This is a genomic window from Nitrospirillum pindoramense (assembly GCF_007827955.1).
Taxonomy (GTDB): Bacteria; Pseudomonadota; Alphaproteobacteria; order Azospirillales; family Azospirillaceae; genus Nitrospirillum; species Nitrospirillum amazonense_B.
In genome coordinates this window covers 269,664-291,358 of the sequence record NZ_VITR01000009.1, presented here as the reverse complement: position 1 = coordinate 291,358, position 21,695 = coordinate 269,664, and the positions used below count along the sequence as shown (strand labels likewise).

Sequence of the window (21,695 nt, the reverse complement as noted above, 5' to 3'; positions counted from 1 at the left end):
GACCCTGGGCTACCTCAGCCCGGTCGACTTCGAACGAAACGCTGGGGTAGCTTAATCGAGCTTATCCCGGTGTCATCCAAGCCGGCAGCAGCCCACACATAGAGGTCTGCCATCGCGAGCGCGCGCCGGTCCGGATCGCGTTCGTTGAACACCCGCTCGAGGTTGGCGCGGAGCAGGGCGTCATGGTCCGGGGTCACTTCTGCGTCTGACATCGGTCGTTCCTTTCTTTGTGCGTTCGATACATGTTAACGGGAGCGGTCAGGCGGATAGGCCGCCATCGATCGCCAGGGTTGCGCCGGTGATGAAGCCCGCTTCTGGATCAGGACTTTCCCGAGCCTGCGCTGATCAAACCAGGCGTGAGCCGCCGTCGATGTTGAGCGTGGCGCCGTTCATCCAGCCATTCGCCATAAGGAACACGACAGCCGCGCCGGCCTCGTCCGCGGTGCCGAGCCGGTGGAGCGGCAGTGTGGCCTTGAGTCCCTCGACATAGGCGTCGCGTCCTTGGCCCAGAGCCTTGCCCAGCAATGGTGTATCAATCGGCCCCGGCGAGAGCGTGTTCACCCGGCGCGGCGCCAGTTCGAGCGCGAGGCCGCGACCAAGGGACTCCATCGCGGAGGAGGCGGAGGCGAGCACTGCGGTTCCGTATGCGTTCGGCCGGTCACCGAGTGCGCCCGAGATGAGAGTGATGGAACCGTCGGGCGCAAGACGCTCACCCAGCGCGCGCACCGTATGGATGGCTGCCCAGACACGTTCGTCGAATGCGCGCTGCAGTTGCGCTATATCCGCGTCCAGCACCTTGCCCACGACGAAGCTGCCGGCAAGGAGGACAAGATGATCGACCCGGTCCACATCGGCGAGCGCAAGCGCGATTGTCTCGGGCCGGGTCACGTCGGCCGCCCGCCATCCCGCGAAGCCATGCTCGGCCGCAACCTGCTCAGCTCTCGATGGATCATAGCCGACCACGATGACTTCGGCACCCGCGGCCTTTGCTTGGATGGCGGCGGAAAGGCCAATACCGGATGTGCCGCCGACTATCAGGACATGAGAGCCGACAAGCTGACGGGAGAAGAGATCTGCGGTCATCGTGTATTCCTTTCAATGGGCCTTCCAGGTCGATGACCGTTATTTAGATCTCCGCTTCGCACTTGATAATCAGGCCAATGTTCGGTTTACTATTGCCATGACGGCACAAATTGGGCTTGAGCGGCTCACAGGCATCATAGCTTTCGCGCGCGCCGCCTCGCTGGGCAGCTACACGGCGGCGGCGCGCCAGCTCGGCGTTTCCCCGTCCGCCGTCAGCAAGAGCGTTCAGCGCTTGGAACAGCAGTTCGGCGTGCCGCTTTTCACGCGTACAACCCGATCGCTTACGCTGACGTCGGAGGGCCGGGACCTTCATGAGCGTGCGCTTCGCCTGCTGCGGGAGGCCGAGGAGATCGAGCAGGCGGCGCTGGCCGCGCGCGCTGAACCGGCGGGCATCCTGAAGATCGCTGCGCCGCTGCCGATCGGGGTGCATGTGATCGGCCCCGCCCTGCCGCGTTTTAGGGAACGCTATCCGAAGGTCTCAATCGACCTGCGCCTCAGCGACCAGATGGTGGACATCATCGAGGAAGGCATCGACGTCGCGATCCGGGTTGGCGACCTTGCGGATAGCCGGCTTTTGTCGCGCCGGCTTGGACCAAACAGGCTATGCGCCTATGCATCCCCCGATTATCTGGCGCGCCGCGGGACGCCAAGGCACCCGGATGAGCTGGCGGAGCATGAGTGCGTGAACTTCCGCTTCCAAAGTTCCGGCCAGTCGCTGCGCTGGCCCTTCCAGATCGGAGGCCGCGTCGTCGAGCTGATTCCGAACGCGGGCGTGACTGTGGACGTCAGCGATGGCGTGTCCGCGGTGCTTGTCGGCGGCGGCGGCATCGGCATCTCAGCGACCTACATCGCGGCCCCCCACGTGGCACGAGGCGAGCTCGTGCCCGTGCTGGAAGACTATGCGGTGGAACGAACTTCGATAACGGCGCTTTGGCCGGAAAGTCGGCGAGCCAGCCCCAATGTCAAGGCGTTCCTCTCCTTCCTTGCCGAAGTCTATCATCGGCCAGAGGCCGGGAACGGCATCTCTACGCCTCACGTTCCCCTGTGAGCGGAATATGGCCTGAACTGCGGTTCAGGTATGTACGTCGGGGTCCAGTCTTCGGATGCGGGAACCACTACGGGAACGGAGAGGACAGCACCGTGACGGTGGGACGCCGCGGTGCTGTCCTGGCGTGGCTCACGTTCCATAGTCTTGGACGGCGGCTGCGCCGGCCGGCGCCTTGTGGGAAGGTCCGTGCAGCAACTCTCTCGCCTTATCCAACGCTTCAGCGTCGGATGCGACCACCAGCATCGGATAACCCCAGAACTTCTCGGAAACCATCTGGAATGCCTTCATTGCCAGGCGTTTGGTCGCCGATGGTTCGATGTAGACCATCGCCTTGACGAAGGCGCGGAGGCGCGGCTTGTTCTTCTTGGACCAGAGCGCGATCTTCTTGCGCTGGGCAGCGTCATGCTCGTGTTCGGCGTCACCATCGCCCGCTCCCTGGCCGATGATCACGAATGGCGTCTCGCGATCGAGTAAGCTCTCAAAGGTGTCGAACGCGTCGTATCCGGTTGGGGCGGCACCCTGATCGTAACTGAGCCTCACGATCGGAAATTCCGCGGCATTAAAGAACATGATGCACTCCTAATACTTGCTTCGGTGGCGGTCCATCTATTGGAAACGTGGCGCCGCGCAGTTCGTCAGCACAGAAGATAGCCGCTTGGAAAACCGGCCACATTCCACCGTCCGGTCAGAAAGTTATGCAAACCGGACAAGCATGTCGGGCGGCGGGGTGAACGCCCGGCCCGGGGCGTTCGCGTGTGCCCTGTGGCTGAAACGAGCAATTAAGTGACTGGATTGTGCGATGCCAGACGTCCGGCGACGTGGCACTAATGGGAACTAAGAATGCGTTGCAATTGCGATTCCCGGAATCATGACCTTCCCTCAAAGCCATGGAGATTTAGGCCAGGTGCCGGTTCAGAGAGATCATGCGCCCAAGGCGCCTTTGTCGGCTGAACGTGCAGCGACACTGGCCGGCGACGTGGCGTCGGCACCGCCTCGGCCCATCATCCAGCTTCGACCTCAGCGCGTCACTGCCCATGGCTTGCGCGACATGCTGGCGAATAATCCGCAGGCCGCTGTCCGCTGGATGAAGGCTGCCGCGCAGGCGGGGTTCGCGCCCGCCCAGCTTGTATTCGGACAATTGTTGCTGGATGGCCGTGAAATCGCGGGCGACCCGGAAGCGGCGTTCGCCTGGTTCCAGAAGGCCGCCGCAACCGGTGATCTTGAAGCCCGCAACATGGTCGGGCGCTGCTATGAACAGGGGTGGGGTGTCGCTGTCGATCACGCGCGCGCAACCGAGTCATTCGAGATCGCGGCGCAGGCTGGCCACCTTTGGGCGCAGGTCAACCTGGCACAGATGCTGATGCGCCGAGGCGATCCGAAAGACCGTCCTCGCGCCTTCGCCCTGTTCAAGGCCGCAGCGGAAAGCGGCGCCAGCAAAGCCAATCTCAAGGCCATGAACTCACTCGCGCGCTTTCTGGAGGAAGGCTGGGCAGGGCCCCGCGATCCCGCCGGCGCGCTGTTCTGGTATAGGAAGGCCGCCAAGCTGGGCGATCACTGGGCGCAATACAATCTGGCCACGATCCTGTACCGCAAGGGCGAGGTGGAAGCCGCCGATCAATGGCTGCAGCGTGCCATCGCCAATAGCGACAACGGATTCCGCCGGCGCATCGCGCCCCTGCTGCTGGCGCAGCCGGGGGCGGCATTGCGACGACGCGGCCTTGAGGCACTCCAGCGTATCGCGGAAGGCGGCCAGCCAGGTGATCTCTATGCATATGGCGTCGCGCTGGAAAACGGCGTGGCGGGTCCGCCAGACCCCGCCGCTGCGCGGATGCTTTTCAAAACGGCTGCAAAGAATGGGCACACCGAGGCCACAGATCGCCTGCGCGCGATGCGATCGCCGACGAAGCTGCTCGCGGCATTTGCCCGCCGCTGCCGCGTCATGCGGCCGCCGCGCTGAGAACCATCGGAGTTGAAGAGGGTATTGTGATAACAATTAAAACCTTGCGGCCCGCGTTGACGGGCCTTGGCGCCACGGCCAGCCTCGCGAGTGGCGCTGTCTTCATTGCCGCCAATGAGGCCGGGGCTCAGGATGCCGCGCCGGCGCAGCCGTCCAGCGGCGGCACGATTTTGCTTCCTTCGCTCAAGGTCGAGGGGGCGGACGCTGTATCGACCAACGCCCTGCAGACCGATACCGGTCTCAATCGGCTTCCGGACCCACTGCAGAGCACGCCGCAGACAATCACGGTCATACCGCAGCTGGTGATCGAGCAGCAGCACGCCACCACCGTCAACCAGGTGCTGCAATATGTGCCCGGGATCACCGTCGCTACCGGCGAGGGGAACGGCGGGATCAGCGGCGATCAGTTCCGTATCCGCGGCTTTGACGCTTCCGGTGATGTGTACGTGGATGGTCTCCGCGACTTCGGGTCCTATGTGCGCGACAGCTTCGCCGCCGAGAACATCATGGTTCTCAAAGGCCCCTCATCCCAGAGCTTCGGCAACGGCACCACCGGTGGCGTGATCGAGATGGAGAGCAAAAAAGCCCATCTTGGTGATGATTCGTCGTTCGAATTGACCGGCGGCATGGGCCCTTACGGCCGTGGCGTGCTCGACGTGAATCGTCAGCTTAACGAGACCACGGCGGCGCGGGTTGTCGTCATGGGCAATCGTCAGGATATCGTCGACCGGGACCATGTCTATTCGGACCGGTGGGGTGTCCTCGGATCTGTCGGTTTTGGTCTGGGCACCGATCAGCAGGTCATTGTCGACTACTTCCACCAGCACAGTAACCAGCGGCCGGATTTCGGCGTGCCCATGGTCAGCGTCGCGGGCGCCATTGGTGAGCCCGTCACGGAATACGGCGTCCCACGCTCGACCTATTACGGGCGTGAAAGCGACCGCGATCTCATGGATGCCGATGTCGGCACGGTCCTTTACACGGGTCAATTCGGCGATTGGCTGACGCTTACCAATGATACGCGCTTCGGCCATTACACACGGGATCTGAGGTTCACGCCGACCCTGTGCGCGTCGCCGGGCTTTCCGTTCCCGAGCACATGCGCAACCGATGTCTTGGCGGGAAACCTCAACACGCCCTACACGATTTGGGCGGTCGGCGGAAGCAAGCAGACAAGTTATGGCGGCGAAAACGCCACGACGGCGGTGATGCGGTTCGAAACAGGGTGGTTCCGCCACGAGCTGGTGTCCGGCGTCGACGCATATGCGCAGCATGCGACCACGGACTTCTATTTGCCGACCGGCCCCGAGCCGGCGGGAACATTGCTGCATCCCATCTTCAACAATTCGCCGGGCTTTGCCGACGTCATCTCCCCGGCCAATCGCACGACGGCGACAAGCTGGGATGTCGGCCCCTTTATCAGCGATCGGGTGTGGCTGACGCCGAAGCTTTCCATCCTCGGCGGCGTGCGTTGGGATCACTATCAGGTCGACGCCAACGTGGCAGGCAGCCAGGTCGGGACGACGACGAGTTTCGCCAGCCCCAAGGCTTCATTGATTTGGGAGCCGACCACCCAGCAGACTTATTATTTCAGCTACGCGCAGTCGTTCACGCCACCCGCCAACAATATCACCTCGCTCAGCTCCTCCCTGGGGCTTTCGCAGTATGGCACGCAGCCGAACCTGAAGCCCGAGGGCGATGAGACCTTTGAGATCGGCGCCAAATGGAGCCTTCTCGATGATCGGCTCGGCGCAACAGCGGCCTTGTTCCGTGTGAATAAAAGCAATGCCTCCTACACCGATCCGGTGACAGGCATTGCGACAACCACCGACGACAATGACCGTGTTCAAGGCGTGGAGCTGGGCCTGACCGGGAAGATTACCGCCGAATGGGATGTGCAGGCGTCCTACTCCTACATGGACAGCAAGATCGTCGCATCCGCCATCAGCGCGTTCACGCCCGTCTCCGCGGCGGGCAACCGGGTGCCATACGTTTCGAAGCACGGCGCCTCTTTGTGGTCGACTTATGATGTGGCCTCCCTCGTCCAGGGATTGCCCGGCCATCTTCTTGTCGGCGGTGGTGTTAACTATCGCTCTGATTATTTTGTGAACGACTTGAATACGCTGCGTATACATGCGGCGACCACGGTCGATGCGATGGTTTCTTACGATCCTACCGAAAAATACCATGTCGCGATCAACGTCACAAACCTCACCGATGCGCTGGCCTACAGCTCCGCTTTTTCCAACGGGTACGCGACGCCGGTCGCTGGCCGCACTGTGACCGTGACCGCGGCTGTGAGGTTCTAGTCAATGCTGATCGAAATTCCCCAGGTCCTGTCGGCGGAAGAGGTCGCCACCGTCCGCCGCATGATAGAGGTAGCGGCGGTTGTGGATGGTCGTGTCACGGCCGGTGACCAGGCGGCCCGTGCGAAGCATAATCTTCAGCTTCCGGAAGGTTCGGCCGCGGCGCGTGAAGCCGGCGACATCATCCTGCGGGCGCTGGGCCGAAACGCCCTGTTCAACAGCGCCGCGCTGCCCTTGCGCGTCCTGCCGCCGCTTTTCAACCGGTACGATGTCGGCATGCGGTTCGATACCCATGTCGATGGCGCCGTGCGGGCGGTACCCAATGTCGGGATCCGGATGCGCGCGGATTTGTCGTCAACACTCTTCCTCACGGATCCTGAGGCTTATGACGGCGGGGAGTTGGTGGTCGAAGACAGCTACGGCGTGCATGTGGTTAAGCTGCCCGCCGGTCACATGGCCCTGTATCCAGCCGGCAGTTTGCACCGGGTGAACGAGATCACCCGTGGCACACGCTGGGCATCATTCTTTTGGACCCAGTCGATGATCAAGGACGAAGGGTTGCGCACGCTGCTTTACGACCTTGATCGCGCGATCATAGAGGTCCGAACGTCCTTGGAGGGCGACACGCAGGGGACCCTGGCACTTACCGGGGTGTATCACAACCTGCTCCGGCGGGAGGCGGAACTGTGAGACGCCCGCGCGGCGCTCTCTCTCCGCCTTCGTTGCGACGCCCGCAGCGCTGATTGTGCCGATGAAGAAGCCAAACATGAGCGTAGGCAATCCCAAGCCATAGGCTGAGGTCTGCCGCGGACATCATCAATCGAGTTTTCTTGAATATTGGAGGAATGGCCATGAATGAATCGGCGACACTATTGCGACATCAGGTGGCCTTGCTGTGGGTGATGACGGCAATTGGCAGCCTGATCTACGCCGTCATGCAGTTGTTAACTTATCTGAGCGCCTACATCGCGAACCATGGCGCCACGCCGGAAATTGTCTTGGACGCAGGCGCTCTATGGGCGTTCGCCATCCTTTATGTGCTTTGGCTCGTTCCCCCCCTGTTGGCTGTCACAGTGCGCTCCGGCGCGGCGAACTGGTCCATGCTCCTCCTGGGGGGGCTCCTTGTTCTTGGGGGTACATTGGGTGGTATCTTTGACGGTATTCGTGACGGCGGCCACATCATGGCCACCGCTTTGATTGCGGTTACCTTGCCTGGCGTCATCGCGCTCCGCGCGACGTGGCGTCTGCTGCGCAACGATAGGAACCTGGTTGTGAACAGCAGGGCAGCTCACGATGGCGCGCCTGGCTGACGGGCCAAGGTGGGGAAAGGGCGCCGACATGTGGGGAGGATGACGCTTACGCGACCATTCCGGCCATCCTTATTGCCGCGAGGTTCAGGAACTGGGCAAAGCCTCGGCGCTCGATCCGAGACGGCAGCGATCAGCCAGATATCGGGCTGGGGATTTGCCCAGGGCCTTCCGGAACATGGTGATGAACGCGCTTGCGCTCTCATACCCGAGATCCTGGGCGACCACCTTGACCGAAACCCCCTGGGCGAGGTGCTGCAAGGCCAGCTGAATGTGAAGCTGCTGGCGCCACCGTCCGAAGCTCATACCGGTTTCCGTTCTCAGGATGCGCGTGAGGTTGCGCTCGGACGCGCCGACTTGGCGGCCCCATTCGGCGATTGTCAGGCGCTCCGCCGGGTCGGACAGCATGGCATTGACGATCTTTCTAAGCCGTGGATCGCGCGGCATCGGAAAGTGCAATTTCTCGACGGATGCGGCCGCCAACTCATCCAGAAGCACCGTAACCAAGCGGCCGTCCGGGCCACCCATGTCATAAAGCGGGGGAAGCGACGCGGTACGCAGCATCAATTCCCGGAGGAGAGGGGTGACGGCGATTGTACAGCATTCGGCCGGCATGACCGCCGCCGCGTCTGTCTCGACAAAGAGGCAGTAGATCTTGAGATCGCCGGAGGCTCTGAGGCTGTGGGCCTGCCCGCCCGGTATCCAGAGTGCGCACTGCGGTGGGACTATCCATGCGCTGTTATCCACCTCGCAGGTGACGACACCGCTGAGCGTCAGGATCAGCTGCGCCTTTCGATGATGATGAAGGCTGGTTTCCTTCATCGCCGCGAGTTTGGTCTCGACACCGACGGCGATGACCGGACGCGCGATTTCGTAAGCCCAGTGTTCGTCAGCGTCATGCTGCCGGGGACCAAACGCATCGTGAGCGTCCAATTCAGCATTAGCTGGAGAGAATTGGCTGGGCTGGTGATGTTGCAGCATGATTGCCCGACACAAAGAGGGGAGGCGCCCATCATGCGACCGGCGGCGCGATATCTGCAAGTGATAATCAGTATCACATCTATGACAGGCCGCTAATACCAAGGAGCGATGATTCCCATTCGTCGCTCCTTGGTATCGGCGGCGACTGCCGCCGCGCGCCGTAAGGCGCGGAAGCCAAGCCGCCGGATGGCGGCGCCGGCGACTAAGGTCGATGAGCCTGCCATAGGTCAGGATCATCGCTACTTGGTATAAGGTAGATGCTGCGGCTGCCCGCCGGCCCGTTCTTGGAGGTCGGCAGCACGATCAGCGGACTGGGCATTGTCTCATTAAGGGAGGTGCCGGATTATGCCTCATATGTTGAAAAGCTGGCCGCATATCTTCTTAAGGTTGTTTGCCTTTTGGTCGCGTCCCATGCCGCTGGCGTCATCCTGGGCGCCGACGGCAGGCGGAGGACATCACTGACCTTTCTGGAAAGGATACGGCGCAGGTCCGGCGTCATGGGGTGAAACGTCGCCGTGGACCTGCCCGGTGTTATTCGCCTCCGGGGCCGGGGTGTCCAATACCGAGGCCACCGCGGCATGGTCGGGAAAGCCCGCGTGGGCGCCGATGGCGGTGATGGCCAGACTGGCGGCGGCGGCGGCGAAGCGCAGGGCGTCGGCCAGGCTGTCGCCGTGGAGCAGGCGGGCGAGCACGGCGGCGTTGAAGCAGTCGCCAGCCCCGGTCGCGTCCACCAGGCGCGCCGGGAACGCGGGCTGGATCACGCTCTCCTCACCCCGCACGGCGATGGCCCCCCGGGCGCCCAAGGTCACCACCACCAACCCCGGCCCTTGGTTCAACAGCGTGCGGGCATGCTCCGGCGTCGGCGGCTGGCCGGTCGCGGCACGGAACCCGCCTTCGTTGAAGAACACGATGTCGCTCAGGGGCAGCAGCGCCGCCAGCCGTTCCGGGCCCGGGGCCACCGCCGCCTCCACATCGATGGCGACCAGGGTGCCGGTGGCGCGGGCCAGGCGGCTCACGACATCGAACTCCGCCAGGTCGTACGGCATGGCGTAGACGATGCGGGACTGTTCCAGGGCCGGGGCCAGGGTGGCCGTATCCAGCGGCCAGCCGGGCAGCGGCGCGTAGACCAGCGCCTTCTCCCCATCCCCCTCCACCAGGATCAGGGCCGTGGCGCAGGGTCCCGGCACCCGCCGCACCCACTGGGGGGCGACGCCGAAGCGCTGGAACTCCGCCACCAGGTGGTCGCCATCGCCATCATCGCGGCCGACCCGGCCGTAGGCTGCGGTGGGCAGGCCCAGGCGGGCGGCGGCGCAGGCCACGTTGGCCGCCGTGCCGCCGGCGTGGCGGCCCAGATGCCGGCCCAGCACCTTCTCGTCCGCCGCCGGTGCGCGGTCCACGGCGAAGACCAGGTCGATATTGGGGTCGCCATAGGCCAGCAGGCCAAAGCGGCGGGGGCCGGGCGGGATCATGGGGCCACCCCCGTGCTGGCGAGGGTCCGGAAGCGCCCGACGCGGGCGGCGGCGTCACCGGCGGCCAACGCCAGGGCCTGGCCCTGCATCAGCAACGGCAGGGGCGTCATGGGCTCATCCATCCCGGGCACGGGGAAGTCCGGCCCGCCCAGCACCGCCACCGCCGCACCGCGCTCGCGGGCGGCGGTGGCGGTCTCAGCCAGGTGGTCCGCCGCGCGCGCGCCGGGGGGCGCCAGGAGCAGCACCAGGTCGGTGGGGGTCAGGGCCTGCAGGCGCAGGGCGTGGTGGAACTCCTCCACCGCATGGGGCAGGGCCGCCAGTCCCGCCGCCGCCGTCAGCAGGTCGGCGATGCAGCGGGCGGTGCCGGTGTTGGGACCGGCGCCGACAATGTGCAGATGGCGCCGGGTGGCCAGCGTGGTGCCCAGGGTGTGGATTGCGGTGTCGGATCGCAGGACGCTTTCCAGGGTGGCCGGCAGGGCGGCGAGCTCCCGGCGGGGGCCTGCCATTGGCCGTCGCAGCACCTCGCCCCATTCCAGCGCCAGCAGGATCAGGACGGCCAGCGTGGCGGTGGTCGATTGCGTGGGCATGCCGTCCTTGCTGGCGCCGGGGCACAGGCCCAAAACCGGCGGGGCCAGGAAGGGCGTGCCCTCCCGATCGCAGATGCCGATAACCAGGGCGCCACTCTCCCGGGCGCGGGCCAGGGCGTCATGGGCGGGCGACGGACGCCCGCTGGAACTGATCACCGCCACGGCGGTATGGGCTCCCAGGTCGGGGTGGCCATATCGCGCCAGGTCGAAGGCCTGGACCGCCTGGCAGGGAATGCCGGCATAGGCGGCGAAGGCCGGCGTGGCCATCAGCCCAGCGGACAGGCTATCGCCGGACCCGGCCATCAGCAGGCGGCCGATCCCCCGGGCGGTCAGCGCCGCCGCCAGGTCCCGCACTGGTGCGGCCAAGCGGGTTAGCGCCCTGTCCACGGCGGTGGGGGTGTCCGCCCGCTCCCGTGCCGTGGCGGGCAAGGGCATCAAGGTGTCGGCCTCCGTCATGCCGCCAGCCGCCGCTGGGCGATGGCGGCCAACTCGGCCGCCAGGGCATCCAGGCCGTAGTCCAGGGCGTTCACCGCCTTGAATTCGGCGGTGAGGCCGGCGGGCAGGGCGGAGGCGCCGCACAGGGCGCCGGCCAGTGCTCCCGCCATGGTGGCGATGGAATCGGTGTCGTTGCCGATGGTGGCCGACAGGGCGATGGTGCGCAACGGGTCGCCCTTGGCGTAGGCCAGGATGGCGATGGCCGCCGGCACCGATTCCGCCGCCAGGACCGAGGCGCCGACCTGCGCGTCCAAGGCCTCGAGAAAGGCCAGGTCGTCCGTGGCCCGCGCGGCGATCTCCAATGCCAGGTCCAGGCGCGCCTGGAAGCGGGGGCCGGGGCCCACGCGGGCATGCCGGGCGGCCAGGGTGGCGCCTTGGCGTCCCCCCTCGATGCAGGCGGTGATGACGTCGGCGATGTCATCCGTCACCAGGGCCCGGGCCGTGCCAGCGGCGATGGCGCAGGCGGCGGCGATGGCGACATCGGTGTCGTGCGAGGGCAGGCAGGTCACCAGCGCCTGGGCACAGGCGGCGTCCAGGTCGCCGGGATGGACCAGGCCGGCGGGCGCCACCCGCATGGCCGCGCCATTGGTGGTGCCGATGGTCGTCATCTTGCGCCGCGACTGGCCGATGACCCCCACCAGCGCTGGGTCGGTGCCGGCACGCAGGGCCGCCACGATGCCCACCGTGCTGGGCCCCATGAAGCCGGCCTTGGGCGAGGTGTCGGCCCAGTCCAGCAGACAGGCGACCCAGCCGGCCGCGTCCAGGCGGCCCCCGCCGCGCACCAGGGCGCGGGCCAGGTAGTACATCTGGCTGGCGTCGTCCGTCACCTCCGCCCTCTTGCCGGCGTTGGCGCCGGCGAAGGTGTCGGCCGTGGGCGTCACGAAGCTGGCAACCGGCCCGCCATGGGCGGCCAGGATCTCGGCCATGGACCATTGCTCGGTGGGGGCGCCCAGCGCGTCGCCCATGCCGGCCAGCAGCAGCGAACCGGCGATCCGGTCCTGCAGGGTGTGTGTGTTCATGGATGTCATGTCCGTCAGGAGGAAAGAAGGGTGGCACGGCCGGCTGCGGCGCGGCGCCGGGCGGCCAGGCGTTGGTGCTGCTTGACCAGGACCAGGGCGGCGATGGTGACCAGGGGCGGGATCATGAAGACCACCTCGGCCGGCACGGCCAGCAGGCCCAGGCGGGCGGCCATGACGGTGGCGCCACCGAAGACCAGTGCCGCCGCCACCGTGCCCAAGGGCCGGTGGCCGCCCAGGAACACGGCGGCCAGGGCCAGGTATCCCCGCCCCGCCGCCATGTCGGCCTGGAACAGCGTCAAGTAGCCCATGCCGAGGAAGACGCCGCCGCCGCTGGCCAGCAGGCCGCTCAGCAGCAGGCCGGCATAGCGCAGCCGCTTCACCGGCAGACCGGCGGCCAGCGCCGCCTCCGCGTTTTCCCCCGCCGCCCTGAGGCGCAGGCCGAAGACCGTGTGGCGCAGCGCCCACGCGACCCAGCCGGTGGCGGCCAGGGCGCCATAGACCAGCACGTTGTGCCCGGCATCCCCGTCGCCGTTCAGCAGGACGCCCAGCACCGGCACGCCGTCCATTCCAGGCCAGCGCAGGTTGGGCAGGGCGAAGCTGGTCAGGCTGGCGGTGGAGCCCTTGTCCCCCGTCAGGTGGGCCATCAGCAGCACCGTCAATCCCTGGGCCAGGATGTTCAGCCCAATGCCGGCGACGATCAGGTCGGCCCCCAACTCCAGATGGAACACGGCCAGCAAACCCGCCAGGGCCGTGCCGGCCAGCAGGCCGGCGGCGCACCCCAGCCACGGGTGCAGCCACAAGGGGGCGTCCGGGAACCACAGGGCGGAATAGGCGGAGGTGATGACGCCGGCGAAGGCGGCCACCAGCATCACGCCCTCCAGCGCCACGTTGATGCAGCCGGCCAGTTCGGAGATCAGGCCGCCCAGGCTGGCGAAGATGATGGGGGTGGCGGCGCGCAGGGTGCCCGCCACCACCACGGTGGCCACGGTGCCGGCCGCGACAAGGTCCAGGCTCATGCCGCCCTCCCCCCGATGCGCGCGCTTGCCCGGCGGGCCAAGCCCAAGGCCAGGGGCGCCAGGCGGTCCGACACCACGAACAGGATGATCAGCGCCTGGATGACCAGAACCACCTCGCGCGGGACATCGGTGGCGCGCTCCATGGCCTGGGCGCCCACACGCAGGTAGGCGTAGCCCAGGGCCGCAAGGGGCAGGGCGCCCACCCGCCCGCGGGCCAGCAGCGCCACCACGATACCCTCCAGCCCGATGCCGGGGGTGAGGTCGACGGGCAGACGCTTCAGCAGGGCGTTCGACACGTGGAAACCCGCCAATCCGGCGAAGGCGCCACCCAGAGCGAACGCCAGCGCCGTGGCCCGGGCCACCGGCACCCCGGCGCGGACCGCGAACCAGGGGTTGGCGCCGGCCAGGTCGATCTCATACCCCAGGGTCGTCCGCCGCAGCAGGAACAGGGCCGCCGCCACCGCCGCCGGCGCCACCAGCACCATGGCCGTCACGGTGGTGCGGGCGATCAACGGCGCCAGGGTCGCGGCCTCGGGCAGCGGGGGCGTGGTGATGAAGCCGGCGGAGGGGTCGTTCAGCACCCGGCCCACCACCAGGCGGTAAACCTGCACCGCCACCACGTTCAGCATCAGGGTGGTCACGATCTCGTTGGCCTCGAACCGGGTTTTCAACAGCCCTGCCACCAGGCCCCAGCCGGCGCCGGCCGCCGCCGCCGCCAGGAAGGCGAGCGGCAGGGCGGTCGGCGTATCCCCCAGGCCCAGGCTGATGGCCGCCGCCGCCAGCGCGCCCATGAACAGCTGGCCGTCAGCACCCAAGGAAAACTGTCGCGCGCGGAAGGGGATGGCGATGGCCAGCCCCACCAGGGTCAGGGTGGTGGCGTCCTGCAGCCAGGCGCCGAAGCGCACCAGCCGATGCACCACCACGCGGCCATCGGCGGCGCGCTCGATCGAGGGCAGGGGGCCGGTCAACAGCGCGCGGAAGGCGGCCCAGGGCTGGTCGCTGACACAGGCCATGACGGCGAAGCCCAGGGCCAGGGCGGCACCCACGGCCAGGGCGATGCGGGCCCCTTCACGCGACGGCGTCATGGTCGTCCCCGTCCAACGAGGGCCCCAGCCCCGTCATATGCAGCCCCAGGGTCTGGGCGTCGACGGCCCCGGCCGCGAACCGGGCGACAATCCGCCCCCGGTACAGCACGGCGATGCGGTCCGACAGGGCCAGCAGTTCATCCAGGTCAGCCGAAATCAGCAGGATGGCGGCACCTTGATCCCGCAACGCGGCCAGGCGGGACTGCAGGGCGGATGCGGCGGCGATGTCCACGCCCCGGGTCGGCTGGCTGGCGACCAGGAAGGCGGGGGCGTCGGCGATCTCGCGCGCCAGGATCAGCTTCTGCATGTTGCCGCCGGACAGCGCGCCCATGGGCTGGTCCGGCCCGGCCGCGCGCACGCCGAACCCGTCGATCACGGCCTGCGCCCAGCGTCGCGCGGTGCCGCGATCAATCAGGCCCCGTCGTGACAGGGGCGGGCGGGCGTAGCGGGTGGCCAGCAGATTGTCGAGGATGCTGAGCGTCGGGGCGGCACCGTCATGCAGCCGGTCCTCCGTCACCACCGCCACGCCCAGGGCGTGGACGGCGCGGGGGGAGAGGCCGGTGAAGACCCGGCCATCCAGGCGGGCGTCGCCGGCGCTGGGGATGGCGGCGCCGGACAGCAGGCGCGCCAGCACGTCCTGCCCGTTGCCCTCCACCCCGGCGATGCCCAGGATCTCGCCGGGCGCGACGTCGAAGCCGACGTCGCGCAGCCGGATGGCCCCGTCATCGTCGACATAGCCCAGGCCGCGGGCGACGACACGCGGGACTGGGCGGGTGCGGGCTGTGCGACGGGGCGGCGGGGGCGGCAGGTCCCGACCCACCATCAGGTGGGACAGCGCGCCCTCATCCAACTCCGCCATGCGGGCGCTGCCGGTGACGCGGCCCTGGCATAGGACGGTCACGCCACCGGCCAGGGCCTTCACCTCATCCAGCTTGTGGGTGATGACCAGGATGGTGCGGCCGGCCTCGGCCAACTGGCGCAGGGTGGCGAACAGGGTTGCGGTCTCCGGCGGGGTCAGGACGGCCGTGGGCTCATCCAGCAACAGGATGCGGGCGCCCCGGTGCAGCACCTTCAGGATTTCCACCCGCTGGCGCACCCCAACCGGCAGGCTGGCCACCGTGGCCGCCGGGTCCACCGCCAGCCCGGATTGCTCCGCCAGCGCCCGGACGCGGGCCGCCGCCGCCGCCCGGTCCAGTCGCCCACCGGCCCGGCGCGGCTCATGCCCCAGCACCACGTTTTCCGCCACCGTCAGCGACGGCACCAGGTTCAGGTGCTGGGCGACCAGGCCGACCCCGGCGGCGATGGCATCGCCGGGGTGGCGGAAGTCCACCGGCCGGCCATGGATGCGCAGGGCGCCGGCCGTCGGCCGCTCCAGCCCATACAGCATCTTCATCACCGTGGACTTGCCGGCGCCGTTCTCACCCACCAGGGCGTGGATCTCGCCGGCTGCCACGGCGAAGCTGACGCCACTGTTGGCCAAGGTGCCGTTGGGGTAGCGCTTCTCCACACCCTCCAAGGCGATGGCGAGTGGGGCGACGGTCATGGCCGCCCCCCTGCGAAGGCGGTGGGGACGGTCAGGGTGCCGTCGATGATGCGCTGGCGCGCGGCCGCCACCGCGGCGCGCACGGCGGGCGGCACCGCCAGGGCGGCCTCCGGGTTGTCCGCCAGGCCGATGGCGCCCTCCTTCAGGCCCAGGGACTCCGTCCGGCCCAGCGGCAGGCGGCCTTGTTGCCACAGCCGCAGGGCGCGCAGGATGGCGGCGTCCACATTCTTCATGACGGAGGTCAGGATGCGGGCGGCGCGGCGGGGGCTGGACGTGCGGTAGAGGGCCGCCTGGTCGGAATCCACTCCGATGACGTAGCGCCCGGTTTCCTCGGCCGCCTCGATGACGCCTTGGCCGGTGGCCCCCGCCACCTGGAAGATGACGCCGGCCCCCTGGCCATACTGGGCCTTGGCGATCTCCTTGCCCGTCGCGGGGTCGGAGAAGGAGTTGGCGAACTGGCGCAGGATCGTGATTCCGGGCGCCGCGTCCCGCGCCCCGGCCTCGTAGCCGGTGGCGAAATCGTTGATGACGGGGATGGGCATGGCGCCCACCAATCCCACCGCTTCCCTGGCCCCGGGAATCGTCCCGGCCCGCACCAGGCCGGCCGCCAGCACGCCGGCCAGATAGCCGCCCTCGTTCTGGCGGAAGCGCATGGAATAGACGTTGCCGCAGGCGCAGTGGGCGTAGTCGACCACGCCGTCGAACAGGATGAAGGTGACGTCCGGATAGTCGGGGGCCACCTTCTGCACCAGCGGCCCCATGGTGTAGGTGCCGGTCACGATGATGGGGAAGTCGCCGCTGTCGGCCAGGTCCACCAGGCCGCTTTCCCACCGCGTGGGGTCATAGCCGCCCTCGATGGTGCGGGTGGCCAGGTGCAGGTCGGCCTCCGCCTGGCGCAGGCCCCGGGCCGCGGAATCGAAGAAGGACTTGTCGCCCAGCGCCCCGTTGACGAAAAAGGCCACGCGTGGCGGGCCGCCGTCGGCCGCATGCGCGCCGGCGCCCGCTGGCGCCAGCCCCGTCATGACCATCAGCACAAGGGTGAGCGCCGGTCCCCTCATGGCAGCCGGGCCAGGCGCTCAGCCATCAGGGACAGCAGGCCATCCGTATCCAGGCCGGTGTACAGCATGGCGTTGACCTCGCCCTCCTGGTGAAGGCGGCTGCGCCCCTCGTCGGGGCCCGGACGCCAGTCCACCTCCAGCCGTCCGGCCTGTCCGCTGAACAGCTGGGGCCGCAGCAGGGCCGCCACCGGACAGGCGTCGTGCAGCAGAGGATCCTTTTCGCCGTACACCGCCAGCATGGCGGCCAGGGCCTGGGCTGATCGCGTGGGTTGGGCCGCCAGGGCCGCCAGCCACGCGGGCGTCATGGCCGCCTGGCCGGTGACGTCCAGCGGGAAGACCTCCAGCCTGGCGCCTGCGGTCATGACCACATGGGCGGCCGCCGGGTCCGCCCAGAAATTGAACTCCGCCGCCGGGGCGACGTTGCCGGGGCAATGGGCGGCCCCGCCCATGACGTGGATGGAGCGGGCCCGCGCCAGCAGGCCGGGATGCCGTATCTCCGCCAGCGCCAGATTGGTCAGCGGTCCCATGGCCACGATCGTCAGGTCCGCCCCCAGCGGCGACAGCAGCAGGTGGGCCAGGGCGTCGGCCGCATGGTCCGCCACCACCTGCCGCGCGTCCACGCCCAAGGCCACCCCGCCCAGACCATCCTCGCCATGCACCAGGTTGGTCCGGGCCTGGGGATACAGCAATGGCCGCGCGGCACCGGCGTAGACGGGGATATCCGGCCGGCCGAACAGGTCCAGCAGGCGCCGGGCGTTGGTGGCGGTGACAGCCACTGGCCGGTTGCCGGCCACGCAGGTCACCGCGCGCACGTCCAGTTCGGGAGAGGCGACCGCCAAGGCCAGGGCCAGGGCGTCGTCGATGCCGGGATCACAGTCAATCAGAACCGCAGTCATGAACGTCTTTCTTGGGAAATAGCAAAAGCGTGTTTCAGGTGTGCAGGCTGTCCAGGGCCACCGTGTGCTGGATGCCGAGGCCGCCATCGGCCATCCGCACCTCCATCACCACCTGGGGCTCCGGCGCCTCCCACAGGATGTGGATCATGCCGAAATTGCGTTGGGCCACGGTGCCTATGGGCAGGCGGTTCAGGTTGGGGCCGGGCAAGGGCCAATAGTGGGTCAGGCCGCTGCTGGTGACGTCATAAAGGGGATAGGGCGTGCCCCGCGTCAGGACGCTGATCTCGCCGTAATGCACCTCCCCGCTCAGGAACAGGACGCCGCCGGCGCCGGTGCGGGCGATGAGGTCGGCCAGGCGCTGACGCTCCAGCGGGAAGTTGGTCCAGGCCTCATAGCCCCGGTGGCCGGCGGCATAGGGGACGCTGGACCCGATCAGGCGAACCCGGGCCGGTCGCCGCAGTTGCGCCTCCAGCCAGCGCCATTGCGCGACCCCCAGCATGGTGGCCGCCGGATCCAGGTTGGGCAGATAGGGGCCGAAGCCGCTCTTGGCCGTGCGTTCCGGCTCGTCATGGCGCAGCAGGGGGCTGCGGTTGTAGCGCAGGTCCAGCAACAGGATCTGGACGCGCCGTTCCGGCGGGCCCAACTCCAGCGCGTGGTAGACGCCATCGGGACGCGTTCGCCTCGGGTCGTTCGCGGGCACCTGGAAGAAGTCCAGGAACAGCGTGCGGGCGGCGTCCTTCCCGGGGAAATCGGCGCCACCGTCATGGACCCCATAATCGTGGTCGTCCCAGGTGGCCTTGATGGGCACATGGGCGCGGAAGGCCTGGAATTCGGGGGAGGCGTCCAGACGCTGGTACATCTTGGCCAGGGCCGGAATGATCCCCGCCTTGGCCGTCACGGCGTCGTCGGCATAGACGGTGTCGCCCAGGAACAGGAACAGGTCGGGGTCGGTCGCGGCGATGGCCGGCCAGATGTCCTGCGCCATTTCCGGATGGTCGCAGCAGCCGAAGGCGATGCGCGTCAGGCGTTCCCCGGCCACACGCGGCGCCGGGGCGGCCCGCCCCAGGCGGGTCAGCAGCGTGGCGCCCGTGGCGGCCAGCAGGGAACGGCGGTTGAACATCGGGCACCCTCGGGGTGGAAGGCCCCGCCGGTGACGGCGGGGCCCGATCGGGCTTTACGTGTCAGGCTCAGTATTTGGTGCGCAGGGTCACGACGAAGGTGCGCGGGCTGCCCAGGAAATAGCGGCCGGACGTCAGCGGATTGCTGGTCGTCAGTTCCATGCCGATGCCGGCCAGGTAGTGCTGGTCGAACAGGTTGTCGACGTTCACCGCGATCTCGGTGTCGTGCAGCGGGCCCGTCCATCCGTCGTCCAGGCGGTAGGTCGCCGACAGGCCCACCAGGGTGTAGGCCGGCATGTATTCCCGCGGGTAATAGGCCGGGCCGCCTGCCACCACCGTGTTCTGCACCGCGCCGTAGGTCCCGGCCTGGCGGCCGACATAGCGGGCGTTGACCATCAGGCGCAGCGGGTCGATGGGGCGCCAGCCCACCTCGCCATAGAGGCTGTGGCGCGGCTGGCCCAGCACCGGGTCGCCCTTGGCAATGCCCTCCGCCGGGGTCGCCACCTTGTAGAAGGCGTCGTTGAAGGCGTAGTTGCCGTAGAGGTCGACGGCGCCGAACTGGGCGGTGGCGGTCAGTTCCACGCCGCGGGAGGTGATGCCGCCCTGGTTCAGGAAGGTGGTGGTGGCGTCGCGGCTGAAGATATCGCCGTCGGGGTTGCCGTTCTGGATGGAGATGCGATTGTCGTAGTCGATCCAGTAGCCCTGGACGGAGAAGCCGACATTGCCCAGGGCCCAGCGGGCGCCCACGTCGTAGTTGGTGGAGGTCTCCGGCTGGATGCCCTTCTTGCTGTCGATGGCGGCGGTGCCCTCGAACACGCTGTCGGGCAGGGCGCTGAAGTTCCGCGAGCCGCTGGCGAACAGTTCCAGGCTGTCGGTCAGGTGGTACAGCAGGCCCACCTTGGGCAGCACGTCGGAATGAACGCTCAGTTCCCGCGTGCCGGCGAACTCCACCGGCGAACGGTAGGTCTCATCGAAATCCTGGTAGGTCAGGCCGGCCGACACCTCCGCCTTGCTGTCCAGGAAGCGCAGCTTGTACTGGCCGTAATACATATGCGTGTCGGACGCGTAGTGGCGGTCCTGGGTGATGGAGTACAGGCCGCTGTCGCTGTAGTCGTCGCTGATCTTGGGATCGGTGACCTTGTACCAATTGCGGGTCTTGGCGCGGTCGATATGCTCCACCCAGACGCCGGCGCGCAGTTCCTGGTTATCGCCGATGGTGCCCTTCAGCTCGCTCAGGCCGCCCTCGCGATCCATCTCATAGCCGCCCTTGCGGCGGGAGGCTTCGCGTGCGCCCCACTGGCTGGCGGGGTTCATCTGGTATTTGGCGGCGGCTGGGCAGCCGGCGGCCTTCAAGGCCGCAGCGCTGGTGCCGCCGGGGTAGGTGACGGCCGCCACCGGGATCAGGGCGCCGCTGGCGGTGTGGGCGTACTGGTTGGCATAGCATTCCTGCACCGTGCCGGTGGCCTTGCCGCCGGGCGCCACCGCGCTGTAGAGCTGGCCGTTGGCCGGTAGCTGGACGTAGGGCACATAGAACCAGCCCGCCCCCTCCTCATGATGGTAGTAGGGCTTGACGGAGAAGGAGATATTGTCCGTCAGGGGTGTCGAAATATCGATGTGGCTGAAGTATTCGCGGCTGTCGATGCCGCGTGTCTTGCGGTTGTTCTGGTCGATGTTGGGGTCGCCGGTCCAGGCGTCGGTCAGCCCGTCGGTGTTGGGATTGGTCTCGAAGTTGGCCTTGTAGAAGGGTGCGCTGACGGCGCGCAGGGCCACGGCGTCGTAATCGTTATCCGACAGGTTGTTGTAGCTGAAGCTGGCCTTGACCTTGGCGCCGTTGTCGAACTCCTTCACCATCTTGAAATCGACATGGTCGCGCTTGCTCTCGCCCGATTGGGCGCCGGGCCAGGTGTTCAGCTGCTCATGCGAATAGCTGACATAGGCCGTCAGGCCGCGCGCGATCTCACCCGTGTCCAGGCGGGCGAAGGCGCGGCGGTAGCCGACGTCGCCGCCCGACAGCTCCGCCGCGCCGCCGGCGGTGGCGGCGGGGTCGCGGCTCTGGAAATCGATGTAGCCGCCCAGGGCCTGGTTCGACGGCGTGCCGATCTCACCCGCCGATTGGGAAACGGAGATGCGCTCCAGGTTGCCGCCGTCGACCAGGCGTGACGGCATGGTGCCGCCGTTGGACAGGGTGGAGCCGTTGGGGATGCCGTCGACGGAAACGCCGATCTGCTCCTTGTTCAGCCCGCGCATGCTGAGGCGCATGGAAAAACTGCCGGTCATGGCGTCGCTGGACCCCACCAGCACGCCGGGCACCCGGTTGATCATCTTCAGGGGATCCAGGCCGGGTGGCAGCTCCTTGATGGCCTCCGCGTCGACGATGCTGTTGGCCCGCGTCTCGCCGATGCCCAGTTTATGGGCCGTGATGACGATGTCATCCAAGGGGGCGTCGTCAGACCCGGTCGCCTCCGCCGCACTGGCCATCCCGGACACCGCCCCGGCCAATATCCAGAGAGAGGCGCCGGCTAAGGCCGTCCTGGTCAGTTCATTTCTCCGCGTCGCCGTCCGGCGCCCCGTCATCCGCTTCATGCCCCAATACCCCTTCTTGGTTTCGGCCCCTGCCGTGATCTCCGCGGCCCTCGCCGCGGTGCCTCCATCCGGTATGGGCTTTCGATGAAACGTTTCATATTTAATGCGCGGCAGGTGCGCAATGTCAACTTATACGTTTCACTC

At 67.5% G+C, this 21,695-nt stretch carries 19 protein-coding genes; 5 read left to right on the top strand and 14 right to left on the bottom strand.

The genetic code is table 11. The features are described 5' to 3' along the window. Positions 1-14 precede the first annotated feature (14 nt). Together FBZ90_RS28140 and FBZ90_RS16965 are read right to left on the bottom strand one after the other, a co-directional pair. Complete coding sequence (locus FBZ90_RS28140; RefSeq protein ID WP_211102102.1) at positions 15-212, bottom strand: hypothetical protein; 198 nt, start codon at positions 210-212, stop codon at positions 15-17. 133 nt (positions 213-345) lie between these two features. Next, positions 346-1,083, bottom strand: a complete 738-nt coding sequence (locus FBZ90_RS16965; protein ID WP_145733850.1) for an SDR family oxidoreductase — start codon at positions 1,081-1,083, stop codon at positions 346-348. 1 nt (position 1,084) lies between these two features. On the opposite strand from FBZ90_RS16965, the gene FBZ90_RS16960 reads away from it, so the two are divergent. Then, positions 1,085-2,131: a LysR family transcriptional regulator gene (locus FBZ90_RS16960; protein WP_246130462.1), complete on the top strand. Its 1,047-nt coding sequence runs from the start codon at positions 1,085-1,087 to the stop codon at positions 2,129-2,131. A 129-nt stretch (positions 2,132-2,260) separates the two neighbouring features. On the opposite strand, the gene FBZ90_RS16955 is transcribed toward FBZ90_RS16960, so the two are convergent. Beyond that, complete coding sequence (locus tag FBZ90_RS16955; protein WP_145733849.1) at positions 2,261-2,701, bottom strand: hypothetical protein; 441 nt, start codon at positions 2,699-2,701, stop codon at positions 2,261-2,263. Between the two features lie 298 nt (positions 2,702-2,999). Between FBZ90_RS16955 and FBZ90_RS16950 the strand changes: the two genes are divergently transcribed. The 4 genes from FBZ90_RS16950 to FBZ90_RS16935 all read left to right on the top strand — a co-directional run bounded on the left by FBZ90_RS16950 (position 3,000) and on the right by FBZ90_RS16935 (position 7,704). Further along, positions 3,000-4,088, top strand: a complete 1,089-nt coding sequence (locus tag FBZ90_RS16950) for a tetratricopeptide repeat protein (RefSeq protein WP_145733848.1) — start codon at positions 3,000-3,002, stop codon at positions 4,086-4,088. Positions 4,089-4,132: 44 nt separating this feature from the next. Then, entirely contained in the window at positions 4,133-6,397 is a 2,265-nt protein-coding gene (locus tag FBZ90_RS16945) for a TonB-dependent receptor (RefSeq protein ID WP_246130461.1), read from the top strand. Between the two features lie 3 nt (positions 6,398-6,400). After that, a complete protein-coding gene (locus tag FBZ90_RS16940) occupies positions 6,401-7,084 on the top strand; it encodes a Fe2+-dependent dioxygenase (protein ID WP_145733846.1) in 684 nt (227 codons plus the stop codon). Between the two features lie 161 nt (positions 7,085-7,245). Further along, complete coding sequence (locus tag FBZ90_RS16935) at positions 7,246-7,704, top strand: hypothetical protein (protein WP_145733845.1); 459 nt, start codon at positions 7,246-7,248, stop codon at positions 7,702-7,704. Between the two features lie 84 nt (positions 7,705-7,788). On the opposite strand, the gene FBZ90_RS16930 is transcribed toward FBZ90_RS16935, so the two are convergent. The 11 genes from FBZ90_RS16930 to FBZ90_RS16880 form a co-directional block, all read right to left on the bottom strand. Continuing rightward, complete coding sequence (locus tag FBZ90_RS16930) at positions 7,789-8,682, bottom strand: AraC family transcriptional regulator (protein ID WP_145733844.1); 894 nt, start codon at positions 8,680-8,682, stop codon at positions 7,789-7,791. A 455-nt stretch (positions 8,683-9,137) separates the two neighbouring features. Beyond that, positions 9,138-10,151 (bottom strand): carbohydrate kinase family protein, encoded by a 1,014-nt coding sequence (locus FBZ90_RS16925; RefSeq protein ID WP_145733843.1) that lies wholly within the window; start codon positions 10,149-10,151, stop codon positions 9,138-9,140. Beyond that, entirely contained in the window at positions 10,148-11,194 is a 1,047-nt protein-coding gene (locus FBZ90_RS16920; RefSeq protein ID WP_145733842.1) for an SIS domain-containing protein, read from the bottom strand. The genes FBZ90_RS16925 and FBZ90_RS16920 overlap by 4 nt, the downstream gene beginning before the upstream one ends. Continuing rightward, positions 11,191-12,252 carry an ADP-ribosylglycohydrolase family protein gene (locus FBZ90_RS16915; protein ID WP_145733841.1) on the bottom strand — a complete coding sequence of 354 codons (1,062 nt, stop codon included), beginning with the start codon at positions 12,250-12,252 and terminating at the stop codon, positions 11,191-11,193. The genes FBZ90_RS16920 and FBZ90_RS16915 overlap by 4 nt, the downstream gene beginning before the upstream one ends. A gap of 14 nt (positions 12,253-12,266) precedes the next feature. Beyond that, the gene (locus FBZ90_RS16910) at positions 12,267-13,268 is read right to left on the bottom strand and encodes an ABC transporter permease (RefSeq protein WP_145733840.1); all 1,002 of its coding nucleotides are present in this window, start codon (positions 13,266-13,268) and stop codon (positions 12,267-12,269) included. Next, complete coding sequence (locus tag FBZ90_RS16905; RefSeq protein ID WP_145733839.1) at positions 13,265-14,353, bottom strand: ABC transporter permease; 1,089 nt, start codon at positions 14,351-14,353, stop codon at positions 13,265-13,267. Before FBZ90_RS16905 ends, FBZ90_RS16910 begins: the two co-directional genes overlap by 4 nt. Continuing rightward, entirely contained in the window at positions 14,337-15,896 is a 1,560-nt protein-coding gene (locus tag FBZ90_RS16900; protein ID WP_145733838.1) for an ABC transporter ATP-binding protein, read from the bottom strand. The genes FBZ90_RS16905 and FBZ90_RS16900 overlap by 17 nt, the downstream gene beginning before the upstream one ends. Further along, positions 15,893-16,954 (bottom strand): BMP family ABC transporter substrate-binding protein, encoded by a 1,062-nt coding sequence (locus FBZ90_RS16895; protein ID WP_145733837.1) that lies wholly within the window; start codon positions 16,952-16,954, stop codon positions 15,893-15,895. Before FBZ90_RS16895 ends, FBZ90_RS16900 begins: the two co-directional genes overlap by 4 nt. After that, positions 16,951-17,850: a nucleoside hydrolase gene (locus FBZ90_RS16890; protein ID WP_186455860.1), complete on the bottom strand. Its 900-nt coding sequence runs from the start codon at positions 17,848-17,850 to the stop codon at positions 16,951-16,953. The genes FBZ90_RS16895 and FBZ90_RS16890 overlap by 4 nt, the downstream gene beginning before the upstream one ends. Positions 17,851-17,884: 34 nt before the next feature. Beyond that, positions 17,885-18,970, bottom strand: a complete 1,086-nt coding sequence (locus FBZ90_RS16885) for an alkaline phosphatase D family protein (protein ID WP_145733835.1) — start codon at positions 18,968-18,970, stop codon at positions 17,885-17,887. Positions 18,971-19,037: 67 nt separating this feature from the next. After that, positions 19,038-21,446 (bottom strand): TonB-dependent receptor domain-containing protein, encoded by a 2,409-nt coding sequence (locus FBZ90_RS16880; RefSeq protein WP_186455859.1) that lies wholly within the window; start codon positions 21,444-21,446, stop codon positions 19,038-19,040. Between the last annotated feature and the right edge of the window lie 249 nt (positions 21,447-21,695).